This window comes from Paenibacillus sp. FSL R5-0623, assembly GCF_037974265.1.
GTDB lineage: Bacteria > Bacillota > Bacilli > Paenibacillales > Paenibacillaceae > Paenibacillus.
Window position 1 is genome coordinate 2,904,677 of sequence record NZ_CP150233.1, and the last position, 20,650, is coordinate 2,925,326.

At 45.4% G+C, this 20,650-nt stretch carries 17 protein-coding genes; 16 read left to right on the forward strand and 1 reads right to left on the reverse strand.

Translation table 11 applies throughout. The annotated features are described in order from the left end of the window. The first annotated feature begins 28 nt into the window (after positions 1 to 28). The 7 genes from MKY92_RS12905 (at position 29) to MKY92_RS12935 (ending at position 7,958) form a co-directional block, all read left to right on the forward strand. Positions 29 to 736, forward strand: coding sequence for a response regulator transcription factor (locus tag MKY92_RS12905; protein WP_076214661.1), 708 nt, complete (start codon positions 29 to 31; stop codon positions 734 to 736). After that, on the forward strand, positions 729 to 1,769 hold the full coding sequence (locus MKY92_RS12910; RefSeq protein ID WP_339301045.1) for a HAMP domain-containing sensor histidine kinase: 1,041 nt from the start codon (positions 729 to 731) through the stop codon (positions 1,767 to 1,769). The genes MKY92_RS12905 and MKY92_RS12910 overlap by 8 nt, the downstream gene beginning before the upstream one ends. Positions 1,770 to 1,855: 86 nt before the next feature. After that, on the forward strand, positions 1,856 to 2,773 hold the full coding sequence (locus MKY92_RS12915) for an ABC transporter ATP-binding protein (protein ID WP_076214666.1): 918 nt from the start codon (positions 1,856 to 1,858) through the stop codon (positions 2,771 to 2,773). After that, the gene (locus tag MKY92_RS12920) at positions 2,766 to 3,503 is read left to right on the forward strand and encodes an ABC transporter permease (RefSeq protein ID WP_076214667.1); all 738 of its coding nucleotides are present in this window, start codon (positions 2,766 to 2,768) and stop codon (positions 3,501 to 3,503) included. The genes MKY92_RS12915 and MKY92_RS12920 overlap by 8 nt, the downstream gene beginning before the upstream one ends. A gap of 334 nt (positions 3,504 to 3,837) precedes the next feature. Next, complete coding sequence (locus tag MKY92_RS12925) at positions 3,838 to 5,805, forward strand: AraC family transcriptional regulator (RefSeq protein ID WP_339301046.1); 1,968 nt, start codon at positions 3,838 to 3,840, stop codon at positions 5,803 to 5,805. A gap of 117 nt (positions 5,806 to 5,922) precedes the next feature. Next, complete coding sequence (locus MKY92_RS12930; RefSeq protein ID WP_339301048.1) at positions 5,923 to 6,948, forward strand: iron ABC transporter permease; 1,026 nt, start codon at positions 5,923 to 5,925, stop codon at positions 6,946 to 6,948. Then, entirely contained in the window at positions 6,945 to 7,958 is a 1,014-nt protein-coding gene (locus MKY92_RS12935) for an iron ABC transporter permease (RefSeq protein WP_339301049.1), read from the forward strand. Before MKY92_RS12930 ends, MKY92_RS12935 begins: the two co-directional genes overlap by 4 nt. Positions 7,959 to 8,194: 236 nt before the next feature. Here MKY92_RS12935 and MKY92_RS12940 read toward each other — a convergent pair whose 3' ends face one another. Then, positions 8,195 to 9,304 (reverse strand): LuxR C-terminal-related transcriptional regulator, encoded by a 1,110-nt coding sequence (locus MKY92_RS12940; protein WP_339301051.1) that lies wholly within the window; start codon positions 9,302 to 9,304, stop codon positions 8,195 to 8,197. A 129-nt stretch (positions 9,305 to 9,433) separates the two neighbouring features. Between MKY92_RS12940 and MKY92_RS12945 the strand changes: the two genes are divergently transcribed. The 9 genes from MKY92_RS12945 (at position 9,434) to MKY92_RS12985 (ending at position 20,640) form a co-directional block, all read left to right on the forward strand. Continuing rightward, the gene (locus tag MKY92_RS12945; RefSeq protein ID WP_339301052.1) at positions 9,434 to 10,141 is read left to right on the forward strand and encodes a class I SAM-dependent methyltransferase; all 708 of its coding nucleotides are present in this window, start codon (positions 9,434 to 9,436) and stop codon (positions 10,139 to 10,141) included. Then, positions 10,125 to 11,222, forward strand: coding sequence for a saccharopine dehydrogenase NADP-binding domain-containing protein (locus MKY92_RS12950; protein WP_339301054.1), 1,098 nt, complete (start codon positions 10,125 to 10,127; stop codon positions 11,220 to 11,222). Before MKY92_RS12945 ends, MKY92_RS12950 begins: the two co-directional genes overlap by 17 nt. A gap of 74 nt (positions 11,223 to 11,296) precedes the next feature. Beyond that, complete coding sequence (locus MKY92_RS12955) at positions 11,297 to 11,590, forward strand: hypothetical protein (protein ID WP_307537158.1); 294 nt, start codon at positions 11,297 to 11,299, stop codon at positions 11,588 to 11,590. Between the two features lie 78 nt (positions 11,591 to 11,668). Further along, complete coding sequence (locus tag MKY92_RS12960) at positions 11,669 to 12,961, forward strand: amidohydrolase (RefSeq protein ID WP_339301055.1); 1,293 nt, start codon at positions 11,669 to 11,671, stop codon at positions 12,959 to 12,961. Between the two features lie 265 nt (positions 12,962 to 13,226). Next, positions 13,227 to 15,191 (forward strand): ATP-binding cassette domain-containing protein, encoded by a 1,965-nt coding sequence (locus tag MKY92_RS12965; RefSeq protein ID WP_339301057.1) that lies wholly within the window; start codon positions 13,227 to 13,229, stop codon positions 15,189 to 15,191. A gap of 29 nt (positions 15,192 to 15,220) precedes the next feature. After that, positions 15,221 to 15,889, forward strand: a complete 669-nt coding sequence (locus MKY92_RS12970; RefSeq protein WP_339301058.1) for a response regulator transcription factor — start codon at positions 15,221 to 15,223, stop codon at positions 15,887 to 15,889. Beyond that, the gene (locus MKY92_RS12975) at positions 15,886 to 17,229 is read left to right on the forward strand and encodes a HAMP domain-containing sensor histidine kinase (RefSeq protein ID WP_339301060.1); all 1,344 of its coding nucleotides are present in this window, start codon (positions 15,886 to 15,888) and stop codon (positions 17,227 to 17,229) included. Before MKY92_RS12970 ends, MKY92_RS12975 begins: the two co-directional genes overlap by 4 nt. A gap of 213 nt (positions 17,230 to 17,442) precedes the next feature. Then, positions 17,443 to 19,278, forward strand: coding sequence for a UbiD family decarboxylase (locus MKY92_RS12980; protein WP_339301061.1), 1,836 nt, complete (start codon positions 17,443 to 17,445; stop codon positions 19,276 to 19,278). Between the two features lie 276 nt (positions 19,279 to 19,554). After that, positions 19,555 to 20,640: an HD domain-containing phosphohydrolase gene (locus MKY92_RS12985; protein WP_047842713.1), complete on the forward strand. Its 1,086-nt coding sequence runs from the start codon at positions 19,555 to 19,557 to the stop codon at positions 20,638 to 20,640. The last annotated feature ends 10 nt before the right edge of the window (positions 20,641 to 20,650 follow it).

Below are 20,650 nucleotides of genomic sequence, written 5' to 3' on the forward strand. Positions count from 1 at the left end.
AATGCTGACATGAAAGAAGGTTGAAATCATGCAAAATATTCGTGTACTCATTGCGGATGACGATAAGGAGATTCGAGACCTGATCCGAAAATACCTGGAGCGGGAGATGTATACCGTAGATACTGCCGCAGATGGTGAACAAGCGCTGCAGCTGTTTCAACAGCACAAATATAATATGGTCATTCTTGACCTGATGATGCCTCAGATGGACGGTATGGAGGCTTGTCGAAGAATTCGCAGTATCAGTAATGTACCCATCATGATGGTGACAGCCAAAGACCACGAAACAGATAAAATTATAGGTCTTGGCATCGGTGCAGATGATTACATTACCAAACCATTTAGCATTCATGAACTGGTTGCTAGAATTAAGGCACTCATGCGTAGATTTATGGTTCTTGGGACGGAGGTTCCTGACCATAGTGAGGTCATTCGCTTCAAAGGATTGATGATGAATTTGAAAACATACACAGTTGATGTCCAGGGAAAAGAGACCGATCTGACTGGCAAAGAAACGGAATTGCTCAAATTTATGATGTCCAATCCTGGCCAGGTGTTTACCAAAGCCCAATTATTCAGGAATGTATGGGATAATGGGTATTTGGATGATGACAATACCGTCATGGTACATATCCGAAAGCTACGAATGAAGATTGAATCCGATCCTTCGAATCCACAGTTTATAAAAACCGTTTGGGGTATCGGTTATAAATTTGTAGGTGAACGGGATGAATAGAGATGCCATCTTGATTTTATCCGGTCTACAGTTGATCATCGGAGCTGGGGCACTTGCCCTGGAATACTACACGAGCTTGACGCATGGTTCACGAATGTGGTTGTTTGCAGCGTTTGTTTTCACCAGCATCTGGGTACTCGTTAATCAATATCAGATTCGAAGCAAGCAGCAATCGATTGCTTCTGAACTGCATCGGGCGGTCAATGGAGAAGGAAAAAGAAGAATATTAAGCAAAGGGAATGTACTGCTGGATGAGATCGTTTTTGCTGCAAATGACCTGATGGAGCAGCTTGAAGGCGTAAAGATCGAGGCCCAGCGCTCTCAGGCAGTAAGAAAGAGTCTGCTTTCCAGCATTTCTCATGATATTCGCACACCTCTAACTTCAATGATTGGTTATGTGGATGCGCTCAAGGATGACATTGCTTCTACAGAAGAAGAGAGAAGAGACTATATGGATATTTTGTCGCGAAAATCGAAGGACTTGAAAAAAATGATAGATGAGATGTTCACCATGGCCAAACTGGATGCAGACGAGATGCCCATGCAGGCTGAGCCGTTGGATCTGGCCGAATTGGCCAGGGAGATTTTGATTGAATTTATACCCAGTCTCAAAAAAGCAGAGATGGATCTAAAGATTCAGATCCCGGATTACCCTTGTTTCGTTATGGCAGACAGGCTGAGTATCAATCGCCTCATCAGTAATCTGATTCAAAATTCTATCCAGTATGGACATGAAGGGGGCGTTCTGGGAATTGAGATAACATGTTATCATCTTAATTTCCAATTAACCGTATGGGATCAGGGACCAGGGATATCGGAGAAAGAGCTAAATCTGGTGTTTGAACGTATGTATCGCAGTGACCACTCACGTAGCCCTGTCTTTGGGGCAAGCGGGCTTGGTCTTTCAATTGCCCGGACATTGGCTGAGAAAAATGAGGGGTATTTGCAGGCAGAGAGCAAACCTGGCGTGAAAACATCCTTTATATTCACAATCCCCAAGTATAAGCGGCTGTCAAAGTCACAGCACAATTAAGAGATAGTTAAGATTTGGATAAGCGCTATTTAAAATCTGAAACCTAGAATGAAATTATCAGTTCTTGGAAGGAAGGTGCGCTAGACGTGAGTGTAATTATCAAAACAACAAATCTTACCAAACAATACGGGACTCAAAAATCAGTTAATTCACTGAACATGACCGTTCAACAAGGTGGGATATACGGCTTTCTTGGGCGCAACGGGGCAGGGAAAACGACGACAATCCGTATGCTGCTCGGTCTAATCAAACCAACGCATGGTGAGATTGAGATATTTGGAGAGAACCTATTTACCAATCAAAAAGAAATATTAAGAAGGACCGGTTCGATTGTAGAGGTACCCGGGTTTTATGAGAATCTGACTGCCCGCGAAAATTTATCCATCAACGCTCGAATTATGGGGATATACAAAAAGAATGCCATTGAGGACTCGCTCGAAATCGTAGGTCTGCAAAATGAAACCAAAAAATTGGTTGGCAAATATTCTTTGGGAATGAAACAAAGGTTGGGCATTGCCCGAGCCCTGTTGCACTATCCAGAATTGCTGATTCTTGATGAACCTACCAATGGACTTGATCCGATTGGGATCAAAGAAATTCGCAGGCTGATTAAAAATTTGGCCACCGAGAGAAATATTACCATCTTGATCTCAAGCCATATTTTATCGGAAATTGAACAACTGGTTGATTACATGGGCATTATTCATGAAGGGAACCTGCTGGAGGAAATTTCATTTGAGCAGCTTCGGAAAAGGAACCGTAAATACACCGAATTTCAAGTTTCAGATGATAATAAGGCTGCGGTCATTCTCGACGGTTTGGATCAGGCTGAATATGAAATTCATGATGAACGCAATATCCGGGTGTATTCCCATTTGGGACAACAAGGTAAGTTAAACAGAATCTTTATGGAGAATGACATCAATGTAACCAAAATTATGGTGAGTGAGGATCGTTTGGAAGATTATTTCACCAAGCTGGTTGGAGGTGGAACCATTGGTTAATTTGCTTTACACTGAACTTCTCAAGCTGAAACGCTCCAAAATGTTTCTGCTTAGTATCATCGGAGCGGCCGTTGCCCCTTTGATGGTAGCTGCTGCCATGTTTGTGCAAATGAAAACAAAGGAGCCTTATCTTGTCGCACAATTCAGTGTGCTTATGTCCAACACAAGCATATATGCTGTACTGGTCATTGGAGTTCCGTTGTATGGTGTCATTACCGCTTATCTGTATAACAGGGAATATGCGGAGGATACAATGAAGAATCTGCTGACCATTCCAGTTTCCAGAGTCGCCCTGCTAATGTCCAAATGGATTATGTTGCTGGGATGGATTATGTTGCTTACATTATCAGCGTGGGCGCTGGCGATCATTTTTGGTTCGCTGGGTCAATTTGCAGGTCTTACTCCACAGTTTGTGCTTAACTCGCTCAGCAATTATGTAGTGGCAGGACTGCTGTTGTTTCTGTTGTCGACCCCGATCATTCTGATTACGCTCGTATTAAAAAGTTTTGTGCCAGCAATTATTGTAACCATTATTATTACACTGGTGAATGTGATGCTGGCTACAAGTGAACATCGCGGACTATTTCCATGGACCGCAGCACTGGATATCGCGAATGGAACACTGGAAGCCAAATATCCTCCAGAGTATTCATATATTTCGATCGCTGCGACGTTCATCATCTGTCTTGGACTGGCCATTGGTTATTTTAAGAAAATAGATATTCATTAGATCTTGTCTTCAAACTCATCCAAACCTTCTCCGAAACATGCAAAATCCTAATCAATTCGGTCACATATGACTGCGAAAAACATAATGGAGAAGCCCTGATCAGTATGGATCAGGGCTTCTTTTTCAATGATCAGGTTAACCCGTAGTTACGGTTGGCCTTTTTTGTTCTCGTTTTACGATAGGGGAAGCTGGGTTAAAAAGCATAACGTCCACTGCCTGTTCCCCAATATCACTTAATGATATATACTTACCTGATATAATATGATATTGATAATCAATATCAATTATTGAGTGATGTATACATTGGAAAAAGTGAAACGAGGAGTGCGGGTAGATGCAAGAGGAAGAAGCAAGGCAGGGATTTACACCAGAGATGATTGATATGATGGCCAGTATCTGGACACGTTCGATCATTACATTAATAGATGTACGCTTTCAGAATGTAGCATCACAATACCCGTTGGAGCACTATAAAATGCCTAGTAGCATGTTTATCTATGCATATGGGGGAGAAGCGCAAATTCAACTGAATGAGACCACATTTGGAATGGAACGCTTCGGTTTAGTTCACGGTGGGAAGGGGAGCCTCCTCAGTATTACGCCTAAAGAGGAGATGGTGAAGACCTTTATGGTTTTTTATAGAGCAGAATCACCTCTCTTTTTCAAGAAACATCTGCAGCAATTACTGGAGCAAGTAAATCCATTTGTGCAACAGTTTGGTTATACGCCAAGTAATCCCATCTTGCTACGTGATTGGTTCCAACGGATGATGAATGGCTGGAAACGTGGCAAGGCGATGGATCAGCTACAGGCCAAAAGTTTTTTATATCAATTGATTCATGAGGTGTACAGGGATTTGGAGGGTGGTGAGATTCGGTATCTCCAGCCAGATCCAGCTTGTTCTGCCAAGATATATCTCGATAAACATTACAGGGAGCCGATTATGTTCCAACAAATTGCCAATATGTTTGGGATCAGTGGTGGACAATTGACGCGGTTGTTCAAAAAAAGGGAAGGGATGAACTTACAGGAGTATCTCATTCAGAGAAGGATTGAAGCTGCCTGTCATGACTTGAAACATACAGAAGCGACGGTTAAAGAAATCGCAACAGGAGCTGGTTTCACAGATGAGAAAAACTTGTTCCGAATGTTTAAGAAGCATTACAAGATGACACCAAGTGATTATCGGAAAATAAACGCACTATCCATGCAGGTTGACGGTATTGATAATGATTCTCATCTCCCTTACGATGAGAGGGAACTAGCAAGTCTAGTCAAGTCTTATAGAGATGGGGAATCAACGATGTTTGGAACATTAAGAAATAAAGAAATGATTTTGGCGGCGGCGATAAGCATGATGCTCTTATTGACGGCATGTACGTCGGGGACGCCAGCGAATAATGGGGGAACGGCAAATACAACACCTGCGCAGACACAGCAGGCGACACAACAAGAAGGGTCGGAGACAAAAGCTTCAGAAGCAGTCTCGCAGACCAGAACGATATCCACAGTTAAGGGTGATGTTGAGGTACCTAACAACCCTCAGCGAGTTGTAGTTGATTATTTGGTTGGTGATGTGGTGGCCCTAGGTGTAACTCCTTTAGGTGTGGCTAGAGCTGCACGGGGAGAGACAGAGCCTGTTTATGCTAACCAGATTACAGACTCCATAAAAGTAGCCATGGAGCCGGAAGATATCATGACGCTTGAGCCTGATCTTATCATTTTGGCATGGAGCGATGAGTCGTATGATGATTTATCCAAAATTGCCCCGACCATTTATGTTCCCTATGGTGATATGACTACAGAAGAGCGGGTACAATTTATTAGCGATGTTTTGAACAAACAGGAAGAGGCTAAGGATGTTTTGAATGCTTATACCGGAAAAATCGAAGAAGCAAAGCTAGCCTTTCAGAATGCGGGCCTATCCGATGTAACGATTACGGTTGGAGAATTCAGTGATAAAAGTAACTACATAGCTGGAGCCAAGCATGCCGTTGGCGAGCTTGTTTACGATGAACTTCAATTACAGGCACCATCAAAAGTCCAAACGGATATTATCGACGCAGATAAATATTGGGGAGATGTCTCCATGGAAGTATTACCCGCTTACTCTGGGGATTATATGATCTTCTTAGGAGATGGGAACGTTGCTTCTGATAATGCAGTGTGGAACTCCATACCTGCTGTGCAACATGATCGGATCGTAAAGGTGGATTCTTCGCTATCTTGGTCTACGGACGTAATGACTTCCAGTGCATTGATTGATTATATTGTTAGTCAATTGCTGGCATTAGCTAAATAAGAGTTGGAACGAAGTTTTAATTGAGAACTCCAAATTTTCAAACATGACCAGTCGAATTTATGGACGTTAATATCCATATGCGTTTGGATTGTAAATAGGTGATGAAAGGGAAACGAGATGAAAAGCAGGCCTGAACAAAAACGCCGTGGGGCGATGAACTTCACCATGTACATGCTAGTAGGGCTTGGATTAACGGTTCTCATGTCGGCGGCATCCATTATGTTTGGTGCTGCTGATATGAGGTTAGCAACGGTATGGGAGGCTATTTTCCGATTTGATCCAATGCGCACTGAACATCAAATTATTCAAACCATGCGTCTTCCGCGTACCGTAGCTGATCTGATCGTTGGGTGCAGCCTTGCGGTATGTGGCGCTATCATGCAGGGGACGACGCGCAACCCGCTGGCCGACTCCGGGCTTATGGGAATTAGCTCTGGCGCAGCATTTGCAATTGCACTATGCCTGGCCTTTCTGCCAGGTTATTCGTATTGGCAGATGATGTTGTTCGCTTGTCTGGGAGCAGCGATCGCCACCGGTATGACTTACTTTACCGCGTCACTGGGAAATCGCGGAATGACACCTCAGAGGCTTGTGCTGGCAGGTCTGTCCATTTCAATGTTGTTTGGGGCACTCAGTCAGTATTTGGCGATCAATTATAACCTGGGTCGAGCATTGACATTCTGGACGGCGGGTAGTACAGCGGGGGTTAAGTGGGGGGAATTGCTGATTATCTCACCGCTCTTTGTTGGTGGAATACTGCTTGCTCTGGCGCTAGCCCCTTCCGTTACACTGCTCAGTTTGGGAGATGATGTGGCAAGTGGACTCGGCATTCGTAGCGGATTGGTCAAGATTTTATCGACAATTATTGTACTTGTGCTGACTGGATTGGCTGTTGTTGTGGTTGGCCCGGTTGGTTTTGTGGGTCTGATCACCCCGCATATTGTGCGATATATGGTAGGTGTCGACTATCGATTCATTATTCCGGCAGCTGCGTTATATGGTGCGTTGCTAACCGTATCGGCCGATTTGGCTGGACGTTTGATCAATAAACCGTTCGAAACGCCGATTGCCATTATATTTTCTATCATTGGTGTACCGTACTTTCTCTTCTTGGCTCGAAGACAAAGGAGGGAATACGAATGACCAAACGGCGTTATACGGTGAAACGAGGTATTATCATCAATGTAGTGCTTATGGTGCTCATCCTTGTGTTAGCTATCATTAGCATGAATTCTGGCAAGATGAATCTTTCACCGCTAGAAGTGCTGAACGTTCTCATAGGAAACGGTACCGATAAGCAAAATCTGATTGTGTTCGATTTTCGTTTGCCACGAATTGTACTTTCGATCTTGGTAGGTCTGGGAATGGGAGCGGCCGGGGTCGTGATGCAGAGTTTGCTGCGCAATGACATGGCTAGTCCGGGGACACTGGGGATTAGTTCGGGATCGGGTTTGTTTGTCCTGTTCTTCGTTGTATTCATTGCATCCACAGGAAAGAGTTCCTTCATTGCTCTGCCTCTGTTGGCTTTTGTTGGCGGACTATTGGCGGCGGGGTTGATCTTCTTATTATCGTATCGCCGCGGACGAGACATCTCACCAATCGGTTTGATCTTGACCGGGGTCGCGCTAGGAAGCGGATATGGGGCGCTGACGACCTTCTTGACACTCAAGCTGGATGATTCGCAGATGAACTTCATGCTGTATTGGCTGGCTGGGAGTTTATGGGGCGATGATTGGGGCTATATTTCCATACTGACACCATGGGTCTTGATCTTACTCGGCTATATTTTTTACAAGGCTCGCATACTGAATGCTCTCCATCTGGGTAATCAGACAGCACAGGGGCTTGGTGTTTCCGTGAAACGGCAGTTTTTGGGGTTGTCAATCGCTGCTGTTGCTTTATCCTCTGGAAGTGTGGCCGTGGGGGGAAGCTTCTTTTTCGTTGGTTTGATCGCTCCGCATATGGCGAGAAAACTGGTCGGTCCCGATCACAAATTGCTCATTCCGGCTGCCAGCTTGGCAGGGGGACTAGTCGTGGTGTTGGCTGACACGATTACGCGTACGGTTAGCCTCGTAGGAGATGTGCCGACAGGAATCGTCATTACAGTTATAAGTGTTCCATATTTTCTTTATTTGCTAGCAAAAGCTAAATAACACAATTAATGATATGATCTGAATATTTTGTGGAAAACGGGTTGGTAGGACTGTGCGTTGCGTTTTAAGCAGAATGCACGATATGAAGTTCAACGATCGAAGCTACCCTACATTACCGTATGCTTCTTAATCAAAGCATAAAAAAAAGATGCCAACACGAGGATTCGTATTGGCATCTTTTGATTTTTCTCAATTGATAGTCAAGTTGAAGTTGATACTGGGAAATTACTCAGGATTTATATGGCAGGCTCATCCGACAGCTGAAAACGGGAAACGAAATACCAGATGAGCTCGCGACGTGAGGATACCTTGGTTTTGACGAAAATGGATTTTAAATGATCCTGAACCGTGTAGACGGAAATATGCATCGCAGCAGCAATTTCTTTGGATGAATAGCTGCGGAGCACATATCCGAGCAGTTCCCGCTCTCTACTGGATAATCCATGGCTTTCAGCGAGCAAGGGCAGCAAATCCTGCGGCATTGCCTGCTCCAGGCGGATAGCAATCTGATCCGGTCCCGTAAGCTGTTGCATGAGACTGGCATGAAGTATGAGGTAACGCCCATCCGGGAGTTGGATGCAAACTTTGGATGGTGAGTCGTGAGCGATCTGAGTGTCGTGAGCACGTTCTGCCTGATACTTGCGCTGCAAGTGGGAACTCACTGCACGTACCGGACGGGGCAGAACATCCGGCCCTACATGTTCCAGCATGCGCAATTGGGACAGCCAATATTGAGCCGGGGCGTTCAGCGATAAGAGCTGGAACGTGTCTGAGGTGATCAAAATTCCGGGTTCCTCGGGACTTCCGCTCGTGATCTCATCCACAAGTGTCAGGCTCGTGGACCGCAGCATCGATGCAATAGAAGCGGTCCAGGACTGAATCATCAACCGCTCCTCCTCTGTAAAGATAGCACTTTCTTTCTTACGATATAGGGTCAGATATCCCCAGCAAGCGTCTCCACTGACCAATACAGCGCGCAATTCATCACCGAAACCCGCTGGCTGAAGAATGTTGATATAACGTGGACTTTGTTCAGGCTGTGCGTTCATGGACGTATGTAGTGTAGCTGTATGTTTACCGCTACGAATTAATTCAGCGTATTTATGTATATCTTCTTCCATGTATTCATTGATGAATAACCGATCATGAATGACTTCAATGCCATCTTCTGTCACAGCTCCTGTGGAGAGAAGAGTCAGAGGATCAACGGTAGTGAAACAGTATGCGTCGTAAGTTACAACCCTATGGATCTGCTTGAGAACAGCTTCCCGATAGGTACGTGAGGTCCAGGTTCCTTTTTCAAGAGAAGTGATAAGTCTGTGGTTCCGATCAATACGTGATGTCAACAAGGGTACTCCTCTCTCTGTGCGCATATCCCAATGTTCTGGGATTGTAGGCTCGCCGTATCCTTCTATAATGAAATTAGACGAACAACGAGTCAAGTCTAACTTCAATTCAAGAGGAGTGCGGTGCCCATGAATCACAATCCATTACCGATGAGCTGGGAAACAGCAGATGTTCATCGTTACGAACAATCGATAGCCCTGAAAATTCCGGGTTATTCTCATATGCATGATCTAATGGAACGGCTGCTTTCAGCATCTTTTGCGGATAACAACGATATTCATATCCTTGTTGCCGGAGCGGGAGGGGGAAAAGAGATTGCTCTGCTCGGATCACGTCATGCCGGTTGGACACTGACTGGAATAGATCCTTCACAGCCCATGCTGCAACTTGCTGAGAAACGAGTCGCGGAAGCAGGCATCGGTTCCAGAGTGAAGCTGCAACCTGTCACGGTTGAAGAATTGCCGGAGGACATTGTATATGATGGGGCGACAAGCATGCTCATGTTACATTTCCTTCAGGGGATGGAGGCCAAGAGAACGTTTCTTACTAGCCTCGCATCGAGACTTAAACCGGGTGCACCACTGATCATTGCGGCTGTAAATGCTGATCTTCGTTCACCTGCACATCCAACTATGATGCAAGCTTGGAAGGATCACATGTTGAGTGTGGGCGTCCTTCCTGAAGAGTGGGAGCGTTTTGCTGCTTCCCTGGGCCGTGAATCCGATCCAATATCCTCTGAAGAGATGACTCAGCTACTGACCGAATGCGGTTTCTCACATATTACACGTTACTTCGGGGCGTTCTGGGTGGAGGGGTATTATGCAATTCGAAACTAACGTGAAACCTATGAAAGATCAGATCTGGGTGGTTGGCGGTTATGGTCAAGTGGGGCAGATGATATGTACTCAACTGGGGAAATTGTTCCCGGGTAAAGTATGGGCTGCGGGTACACGCATGAACCGTGCGGAAGAATTCAGCAGGTCTACTGGTGGTGCTGTGCTGCCACTTCAACTGGATGTAACACGACCTGTAGAGCCATCCATGTTAAGGCCTGTGAAGCTGGTCATTATGTGTGTGGATCAGAGCGATACCCGGTTTGTTGAAGCCTGCGCACAAGCCGGAGCCGATTATATTGATATTTCTGCAAAATATGATTTTCTCGCCCAGGTTGAACAACTGCACACCAAAATGCAACGTTCCCAATCGACCGCGATCCTCAGCGTTGGCTTATCACCCGGAGTGACTAATCTGCTTGTACGTGAAGCGACGTTGCATATGGATCAGGTGGAGGAAGCAGATATTACCGTAATGCTGGGACTTGGAGAGAAACACGGGAAAGCTGCCGTGGAGTGGACCGTTGATCAGATGAATGCCACCTACAAAGTGATGCAAAAGGGCAAACCTGCTGAGGTACAAAGTTTTGGAGATGGCAAAAGGATTGATTTTGGAGCAGAACTGGGGAACCGGAAGGCATACCGATTTAACTTTTCGGATCAGCATGTGGTTGCTCGGACGTTACGTATTCCAACCGTATCTACCAGACTCTGTCTGGACTCCCGCTGGATTACAGGTTCCATGGCGCTTTCCAAAAGTATAGGATTGTTTTCCTTGCTCCGTATCCCGTCTATTCGGAATGGAACAGTCAAGGCATTTGGCCTTATTCCCGGAGGAGAGCCAATGTATGCGGTCAAGGTCGATGCCGTAGGATGGGAAAAGGGTGAGCAAATCCTCGTCGAACAACTACTGGTTGGCGCAAAGGAAGCAGATGCAACGGCGGCCGTGGCAGCAGCGGTGGCGGAACGCGTGTATAAAACAGAGTTACCTCATGGTGTATTTCATATTGAACAGTGTCTCTCTTTGCAGGACATTCAGGATGCACTTCCTACGCCGCTAAGCGTGACGACCACGATTACCTGAGTTCATATTCTTTTGTTAGGACCCTCCGATCTGCTATGATGGAACAATAATCATGGCATGAATGGAGGGAGATCATGAACTGCGTTGCTGTATTACCTTATTACAAAGTGCAGAGAAAAGTGACGGGTCTCGCCCAGGAGATTGAGATGAATGCCCGCTCCATGATTCTGTATTCCGATAAAATCGTGACCAAATACCGCGAGTTCAACATCACGGAAGTGTTTGATATGTCATTTCGCCGTATGGGTGATGAAGGTGGATTTTTCTATCTGCACACAAGCACAGGAGTATATCCCTATATGGTCGAAATCGATCCCAAACCCTTTATACAAAGTTTCAGAAAGATGACGATCCAAAAATTAAAATGACTTGACCTTGCCGTTAAGTAAAGGCTTACCCTCGGATAGGGAATGAACGATAACCAATCCAGAGGAGCCGTGAACGTCATGAGTATATTGATTCAGCAAGCTACGATTCTAACGATGAAAGATGCCGATGCCCCCTTTATGGGGGATATTCGTGTTGAAGGAGATCGCATTGTACAGATTGCGAACCACATTCCTCCTCAACCTGAAGATGAGATTATCGATGGCCGCAATAAGGTTGCCATGCCGGGCCTCATCAATGCACACCAACATACACCAATGAGCCTGCTCCGGGGATTCTCGGATGATCTGAAGCTGATGGACTGGCTCGAACGCAAAATGTTGCCTGCTGAAGCGCGGATGAACCCGGAAGACATCTATTGGGGTGCCAAGTTATCCATCGCCGAGATGATCCGTTCGGGTACCACTGCGTTTGCAGATATGTACATTCATATGAATGAGATTGCAGAAGCGGTTAAGCAAACGGGTATGCGGGCATCACTTACACGTGGGATGGTATTCATGGAGGATGATGGGGGACGCAGGTTGCAGGAGGCGATTGATCTTGTACAACGCTGGTCTGGAGCGGCCGATGGACGGATTACAACCATGTATGGGCCCCACTCACCCTACACTTGTCCCATGGAGCCGCTACGTGAAGTCATTGCTCTGGCTGTCACGGAGGATATTCCGCTACATATTCATCTGGCTGAGACGAAGGAAGAAGCTGTGAAGATTCGTGAGCGCTATGGCATGACACCGACAGAGTATTTGGAAGAGGCGGGTATGTTCGGACAGGCACATGTGTTGCTTGCACATGGTGTGCACCTCAATCGCAGGGACATCGGCAGATTGAAGGGCATGCGCGGCGGTGTAGCACACAATCCGGTCAGCAATTTGAAGCTGGGGTGTGGAATTGCTCCAATTACCGAGATGTTGGCACAGGGGATTAACGTGGGAATCGGAACCGATGGAGCGGGAAGTGCCACAACCGTGGATATGTTCGAGGAGATCAAAGCCGCGACCTGGCTGCAAAAGCTGGACTATGGCGATCCCACTCGCTTGCCAGCCAAGGACGTACTAAGCATGGCTACACGCGGAAGTGCTAGTCTGCTTGGTCTACAGGATGAAGTGGGTATCCTTGAGGTGGGGTACAAAGCTGATCTGATCCTGATCGATCTGGCGAAACCACATCTTCAACCGGTACATGAGGTAGAATCGTTACTGGCTTACAGCGTAAATGGGGCGGATGTGGACACCACGATCGTGAATGGTCAGATCCTCATGAGAGGCAGAAAGCTGCTCACGATCGATGAGGATGAACTTTACCGTGAGGTGAAGGTTAGAGCCAAGCGGATTGTTGAGGGAATTTAATTTTAAGAGGTAGCGACAGCGCTAGAGTTGCAGGAATGGGCGGCAGAGTCGATTTTGAAAAGACTGCTTTCAAAAGCCTGATTAATCTAATAAAACTTCTGGAGACCTACACTTACTTGGAATGATTCATTCATTTCAAATAAGTGTAGGTGTTTTTTTGCATATAGGATGATAGTTCAGTTCATTATCAGTTCATACTGATTTGTTACGATATGAACATCAAATAGATAGATATTGTGCATGATCAGGAGAGGAAGAGATCCATATGAAAATACTAGAAGTTAAAAATGTGAAGAAATCATACACCCTATATGGAAAAGAAAAAGTTCCCGTACTCCACGGTCTGAACCTGAGTTTTGAGACAGGGGAATTTGTCTCCATCCTTGGCGAATCTGGCTGCGGTAAGTCGACACTGATGAATATCATTGGTGGCATGGACTCCGACTATGAAGGGGACGTCGTTGTTCGTGGCAAGAACTTAAGTGCCATGACGGAGAAGGAAATGGATGATTACCGGAAGAATAATATTGGCTTTGTCTTTCAAAACTTCAATCTGATCCCACACCTGTCTGTCCTCGAAAATGTTACCATTGCGATGCAAATGACGGATACGAATGAGAAGGAACGGAACCAACGTGCCGTTGATATATTGACGGAAGTCGGACTGAAGGATCATCTGAATAAACGTCCCAACCAGCTGTCCGGGGGTCAGAAGCAACGGGTTTCCATTGCACGGGCTTTGTCCAACAATCCGGATATTATTCTCGCGGATGAACCGACGGGTGCTCTGGATAGGGAGAACGGAGATCAAATCCTCGCTCTGCTCGATAGCATTGCCAAAAAGGGAATGCTGGTGATTGCCGTAACTCACTCGCAGAAAGTCGCTGACTCCGGTACACGTATTGTGAAGGTTGAAGAGGGGCGCATTAGTGACGATATTCATCTGAAAGATCCTTCTACGGCTGTTTACGAGAGTGGTCAAGATTCTTCCCGGAGCCTGAGCTTGCTTGCTTCATTCAAGATGGCACTTAAAAATATGAAACTCAACGGCAAGCGTAATGTATTGGTCGCTTTAGGTGGATCTATAGGTATATTAAGTGTACTCCTGATGCTCTCCTTGGGGAATGGAATAACGACGTATATGAATGACGAAATCAATTCAAGTATGGACCCTTTGCTCGTGGATATAACCAAGCCGAGTGAAGAAGCCAAGGATATGCAGGGCCCCGAGGCTTTGATGGCACCAGGTGAACCGTTCACGGAAGCTGATATTGAGACGATTCGTAATTTTCCTAATGTGGATTATGTAGAGACGATCACGACCATTACAGGCAAATCCACGATGGTGAATGAAAAACAAAGTGTAGGACTCACACAGTTAACAACGTTAACGGATGCTTTTGATTCAGCACTGATGACAACTGGTGTTCTGCCGGTAGAAAATCAGATGCTGTTACCTCTCGATACGGCGAAACAATTAAGCGGAAATGACCAGGCTGAATCCATGATCGGCAAGTCCGTGTTTCTATATATCAACGAGATGGATAGCACTAATAAACCAGTGACTTTGGAGAAAGAAGTAACCATCTCAGGGATCTACGAAGCGGCAGATCCGCGATCTCCAATGCAACAATCCCCGGGGTACATTTCATCAGAGACGCTGGAGCAAATGTATACAGACAATGGAATAACGATCGGGCCGATTCAGGTTAACGCCTATGCAACAGATATGAAATATGTAAATGATATCAATGAAGCTGCTGTTGACGCTGGTTTCGCAGGCTCCCAAATGGCCAAGGTCATGGAGAATATCACGACATATGTAAGTATGGCTTCCATTGTACTCGCGGGTATTGCAGGCATTTCGTTGATCGTATCCGGTATTATGATATTGGTTGTACTCTATATTAGTGTCGTGGAACGGACAAAGGAGATCGGCATTCTTCGGGCGATTGGAGCAAGAAAGAAAGATATCAAGCGAATATTCTTCTCTGAATCTGCCTTATTAGGCGTATTTAGTGGTATTATTGCGGTAATCTTTGCACTGATCATCAGTTATGTATTAAACATTCTTTTGGACAATGCGTTTGGAGCCAAACTCATTAATCTCTCGGGATATTATATCTTGTTTGGTATCGTGGTAAGTACAGCGATTAGTATTGTTGCCGGTTTAATGCCATCATCAAAAGCGGCGAAGCTGGACCCGATGGAATCCTTACGATACGAATAAATATCAATTTTGGAAAGGATAATGGCTACATGAACACAATTCTGGTGGTGGACGATGATTCCCATATCCGCAAATTAATCCGAATTTATCTTGAAAAGAATCAATTCTCCGTGCTGGAAGCACCAGACGGTCAAGAGGCGTTAGATATCCTCTCGCATACGAAAGTGGATCTGGCGATAGTAGATGTCATGATGCCACGAATAGACGGTATTGAACTGACGGAAGATATTCGGTCTTATCTGGATATTCCCATCCTGATGGTGACAGCCAAGGGAGAATCCAAGGACAAAGTCAGAGGATTTAATGCCGGGTCAGACGATTACCTGGTTAAACCGTTTGATCCTGTGGAGTTAATCCTGCGTGTAAAATCGTTGCTGAAACGATATAACAAAAGTTCATCAAACATGATTCAGATCAGCGGTGTAACGATTGATTTGGGCAATCTGATGGTTGTTTCGGATGGACAAACTATCGAGTTGAAAAAGAAGGAATGTGAATTGTTATTTTCTCTGGCAAGCTCGCCAGGGAAAATATTCACACGTACACAGCTTATAGATGACATATGGGGCATCGATTACGAAGGAGATGAGCGTACAGTTGATGTACATATCAAACGGTTAAGGGAACGTCTGGAGCATGTTCCTGAGTTAGTGATCTCAACGATAAGAGGACTCGGTTATCGCCTGGAGCGGGCATGAAAATGTTTAGGAAAAGCCTGCGACTTCGCATCGTAGCTACGTTTATCGGGATTGTTCTGGTGAGTTTGATTCTCTCCTTTATGCTGAATAGCGGGTCTCAGGAAAAGACACCGAATCGTTTTATGGTTACTTTTGCTGAAGACATCGCTACACTGATTAACCTGATCGATGATCCGGAAAAAGTGAAATCCAGCATGGATATCTTTGCACGGTACGGTTTGAACATCGCTCCGGTGAATGAACAAAGTGAAGTGTTATCTTCCTTGCCAAAGGACAAAGTTCATTCGTTATTTGATTCGGGTACAACGGATGCCATTTTTCTGTCCAGTAAAGATGGAATCGCGACCATAGGTGTTCCCGGAACAAACGAGGGGATTGGCACATTTCTGATTCGAAGTGATTTCTCCTCTCTTTTTCATACACTGAGAAACACGCTCTTAACCTCACTGTTAACGGTTCTGGTCATTGGCAGCTTATTAATCCTGTTCATGTCCGGGTATATTGTGAAACCGATTAAGAGATTAACGGTTGCGGCGAAGGAGATGTCATCAGGTGACCTGTCGGTCCGCCTGAAACATAACAATAAGGATGAGTTTGGGGAACTGATGGAGAGTTTTAATCATATGGCCAGTGAGTTGCAAAAAATCGATTCGGTTCGTGATGACTTTGTCAGCAACGTCTCTCATGAAATGCAGTCTCCACTCACATCGATCAGAGGATTTACCAGAGCACTACAAGATGGTGTTATTCCATTAGAAGAGCAGAAAGAGCATTTGGATATTATCTATGAGGAAACGCTGCGCTTATCGAGGCTCAGTGATAATCTGCTTCGGCTAGCCTCGCTGGATTCGGAGCATCATCCGGTTCATTTCACCACATTCCAGTTGGATGAACAATTAAGAAGGGCGATTTTACTGGCCGAGCCGCAGTGGTCACAGAAGGACATACAGATCGAACTGGATTTGTTGCCCTGCGAGATCACACTGGACAGAGATTTGTTTGATCAGGTCTGGCAAAATTTAATAAACAATGCGATCAAATACACCGGTCCTAAAGGTACCATTCATGTCGAAATTGAGACGTCATCTTCACATGTGAAGGTATTGATTAGAGATTCAGGACAAGGTATACCTGAGGACGCCCTTCCGTATATCTTTGATCGATTCTACATGGTGGACAAAGCAAGGAGCAGCTCGCTTCGAGGGAATGGATTAGGGTTGTCCATTGTGATTAAAATATTGAAGTTGCATCAATGTACAATTGATGTAGAGAGCGAAGTAGGAAAAGGAACGCAGTTTATTGTCACGATTCCCAGATCGACCATTACACCTACACCTTAAGGCAAGCCAGAACAGAGAGAGCAATATGGAAACAATCGGTCCCTGTGCGTTCAGGATTCAGATTGCTGCCATATTGCTTTTTTTGATATCTGTATTCGCGACAAAATTTCACATATAGTTTTGTTTAGCAGTGGATCATTTGTTAAAATAGAAGAGACGTTATGTGAATCTATGAACTTAATCAATTTATCATACACAGAATGGAGCCATCCAATGAAATATCGCAACATGGAAGATTGTATTAACGATCTGGAGCAGCACGGTCATTTGATTCGGGTCAAAGAAGAGGTTGATCCTCATCTGGAGATGGCAGCGATCCACATGAAAGTGCACGAGGCTAAAGGCCCGGCGTTGTTATTCGAAAATGTAAAAGGCTCAAAGTTCCAGGCCGTATCGAATCTGTTCGGCACGGTGGAACGAAGCAAATTCATGTTCCGCGGTACGCTGGAAGGCGTACAACGGGTCATGGCTGTTCGTGACGACCCCATGAAGGCGCTTAAGACGCCATTTCAGCATGTCCGCACAGGTCTAGCTGCGTGGCAGGCGCTGCCAAAACAGAAATCTATCAGCCTACCCGTGTCGGCACAAGAGATTCAAATCTCGGACTTGCCGCTCATCAAACACTGGCCAATGGACGGTGGGGCATTTGTGACCCTACCACAGGTTTATTCGGAAGATCCGGACAAACCAGGCATCATGAATTCAAACTTGGGGATGTACCGGGTTCAACTAGATGGCAATGATTTTGAAATGAACAAGGAAATAGGGTTACACTATCAGATTCATCGCGGAATCGGTATACATCAAGCCAAAGCCGTTAAAAAGGGAGAAGCACTGAAAGTCAGTATTTTCATTGGGGGTCCACCCGCACATACGCTTTCAGCGGTGATGCCTTTGCCTGAAGGACTAAGTGAGATGACATTTGCCGGTCTGCTCGCTGGACGTCGCTTCCGGTACAGTTACAAGGACGGATATTGCATCAGTAATGATGCTGATTTTGTCATCACAGGTGATATCTACCCAGGCGAGACAAAACCTGAAGGTCCGTTCGGTGATCATCTGGGTTATTACAGTCTGACACATGAATTCCCGCTAATGCGTGTGCATAAAGTCTATGCCAAACCTAATGCGATCTGGCCGTTTACGGTTGTTGGTCGTCCACCGCAAGAGGATACGGCTTTTGGTGATTTGATACATGAGATTACAGGAGACGCGATCAAACAGGAGATTCCAGGTGTTAAAGAAGTGCATGCGGTCGATGCGGCAGGAGTCCATCCATTACTGTTTGCCATTGGCAGTGAACGTTACACGCCGTATCAGACTGTAAAGCAGCCGACAGAGTTGCTTACGATTGCCAATCGTATTTTGGGTACGGGGCAGCTCAGTCTGGCGAAGTACCTGTTTATTACCGCTGAGGATCAGCAGCCTTTGGACACCCATAAGGAAGTTGAATTCCTGACCTATATCTTGGAGCGCATGGATATGCAGCGGGATATTCATTTCTATACGCATACAACGATTGATACACTGGATTACTCGGGTACCGGGCTGAACAGCGGTAGCAAGGTTGTTTTTGCAGCGTATGGCGACAAGGTTCGGGACCTGTGCTCGGATGTGCCGGAGTCTTTGAAGAACATTCGCGGTTATGAAAATCCGCAGCTCATCATGCCAGGGATGGTTTCGATTCAGACATCGGCTTTCACAAGTTATGAGGATACAGCACAGGAGATGCAAGCATTCACGTCTCTATTGAAAGAACAGGGAGGTCTGAACTCGTGTCCGATGATCATCCTCTGTGATGACAGTTCGTTCCTGAGTGCTAATCTCAGCAACTTCTTGTGGACAACCTTTACTCGCAGCAACCCTTCACATGACATGTACGGGGTTAATAGCGGATATGACCACAAGCATTGGGGCTGTGATCAGGTGATTATTGATGCACGTACCAAACCTCACCAGGCACCGCCGCTGATTCCCGATGCTTCGGTCGAGAAGAGCATTGAACGATTTTTTGTTAAAGGTGCTAGTCTGGGTTCGATCAAAATCTAATTTGAGATGTCTTGAAGAAGTTCAAACGCAGCGTTTGAACTTCTTTGGCTTACTCTCAATGAGGCACAAAAGTGTGCAAAAGTTTAAAACCGGGACTAATTTGGATATTGGAGTGAGGATAAAGTCTTAGGTATTCGTATTTACCATTGTGATTAAGGTCGTTTGAACTATGTATGAAATGAAGAATTATAACGATATAAAGAAGTATAGGTATTTTTGTGGCCCCGTTCCGTTGGGTGCTGTTACTATAATGAATTGTTCAGGGGGAATACCGATTTGAGAATCCATATTATGAACCTGCAAGACGGAGACCGTCTAACTGCAGATACATTCAGCGATGCAGGATTACACGTTCTCGGGAAGGGAACTGTGATCAAAGGTGAGGATATCACCTTGCTTATGCAGCACCGTGTAGATTATGTAGATATTGAATCACGCGAAGAAGAAATCACTGAAGCAGAATTTTTTGCTGCAGCGGCAAAACATGCTTCCGGGATAACTACGAAGGAAGAACCGCCTGAAGAAGAGCTGAAGTCCCAGTTTATTCAGACTGTACATAATTATCAAAATGCTTTTCTCGAAGCTCTAACCGTTGGCAAGTTCAACGCCACCATGGTGGATGATGCACTGCAACCGATGGTTGAGGGACTGGATGAGCAGAAAGATGTCGTTCATCTCCTGATGATGCTGGAGCGGGATGACGTCAATAACTATACACATTCAATTCAGGTAGGATTGTTGTCCTTCTACCTTGCGAACTGGCTTGGATATTCTCAGAAGGAGAGTTATCAGATTAGTCGCGGTGGTTATCTGCATGACATCGGAAAGTGCAAAGTATCCCACCGGATTCGGAACAAAACAGAACCGTTGACGGCTGATGAGCAGCTTGAGATGCAGCGTCACACCATATATGGCCATGAAATTATCAAAAATTCGATGACGGATGAAGCGACAGCACTGGTCGCTCTGCAGCATCACGAACGGGAAGATGGGTCGGGTTATCCGATGCAACTGGAGAAAAGTGAAATTCATCCATATACACAGATTGTATCTGTAGCGGATATCTATATCGGTATGAGATCAGGGAATCACGGAGGAAGCAATCCAAATCTGATCAACAACCTTAGAGATATCTATGGAATGGGATTTGGTAAATTGAATGAAAAACCGGTTCAGGCATTGATGCAGCATTTGCTTCCTAATTTCATCGGGAAACAGGTTCTGCTCAGCAATGGGGAAAAAGGTGTGATTGTCATGAACAATACGTCTGATATTTTCAAACCACTCATCAAAGTGGAGTCTGAAGAATATCGCGATCTCTCCAAAGAGCGTACGCTTGCCATTGATGAATTGCTTATTTAATCTAAATATA

What these genes read in the sequence shown, in the direction of transcription:
- MKY92_RS12905 (WP_076214661.1), top strand. Translation starts at nt 29, where the DNA reads ATGCAAAATATTCGTGTACTCATTGCGGATGACGATAAGGAGATTCGA.
- MKY92_RS12910 (WP_339301045.1), top strand. Translation starts at nt 729, where the DNA reads ATGAATAGAGATGCCATCTTGATTTTATCCGGTCTACAGTTGATCATC.
- MKY92_RS12925 (WP_339301046.1), top strand. Translation starts at nt 3,838, where the DNA reads ATGCAAGAGGAAGAAGCAAGGCAGGGATTTACACCAGAGATGATTGAT.
- MKY92_RS12930 (WP_339301048.1), top strand. Translation starts at nt 5,923, where the DNA reads ATGAAAAGCAGGCCTGAACAAAAACGCCGTGGGGCGATGAACTTCACC.
- MKY92_RS12935 (WP_339301049.1), top strand. Translation starts at nt 6,945, where the DNA reads ATGACCAAACGGCGTTATACGGTGAAACGAGGTATTATCATCAATGTA.
- MKY92_RS12945 (WP_339301052.1), top strand. Translation starts at nt 9,434, where the DNA reads ATGAATCACAATCCATTACCGATGAGCTGGGAAACAGCAGATGTTCAT.
- MKY92_RS12950 (WP_339301054.1), top strand. Translation starts at nt 10,125, where the DNA reads ATGCAATTCGAAACTAACGTGAAACCTATGAAAGATCAGATCTGGGTG.
- MKY92_RS12955 (WP_307537158.1), top strand. Translation starts at nt 11,297, where the DNA reads ATGAACTGCGTTGCTGTATTACCTTATTACAAAGTGCAGAGAAAAGTG.
- MKY92_RS12960 (WP_339301055.1), top strand. Translation starts at nt 11,669, where the DNA reads ATGAGTATATTGATTCAGCAAGCTACGATTCTAACGATGAAAGATGCC.
- MKY92_RS12965 (WP_339301057.1), top strand. Translation starts at nt 13,227, where the DNA reads ATGAAAATACTAGAAGTTAAAAATGTGAAGAAATCATACACCCTATAT.
- MKY92_RS12970 (WP_339301058.1), top strand. Translation starts at nt 15,221, where the DNA reads ATGAACACAATTCTGGTGGTGGACGATGATTCCCATATCCGCAAATTA.
- MKY92_RS12975 (WP_339301060.1), top strand. Translation starts at nt 15,886, where the DNA reads ATGAAAATGTTTAGGAAAAGCCTGCGACTTCGCATCGTAGCTACGTTT.
- MKY92_RS12980 (WP_339301061.1), top strand. Translation starts at nt 17,443, where the DNA reads ATGAAATATCGCAACATGGAAGATTGTATTAACGATCTGGAGCAGCAC.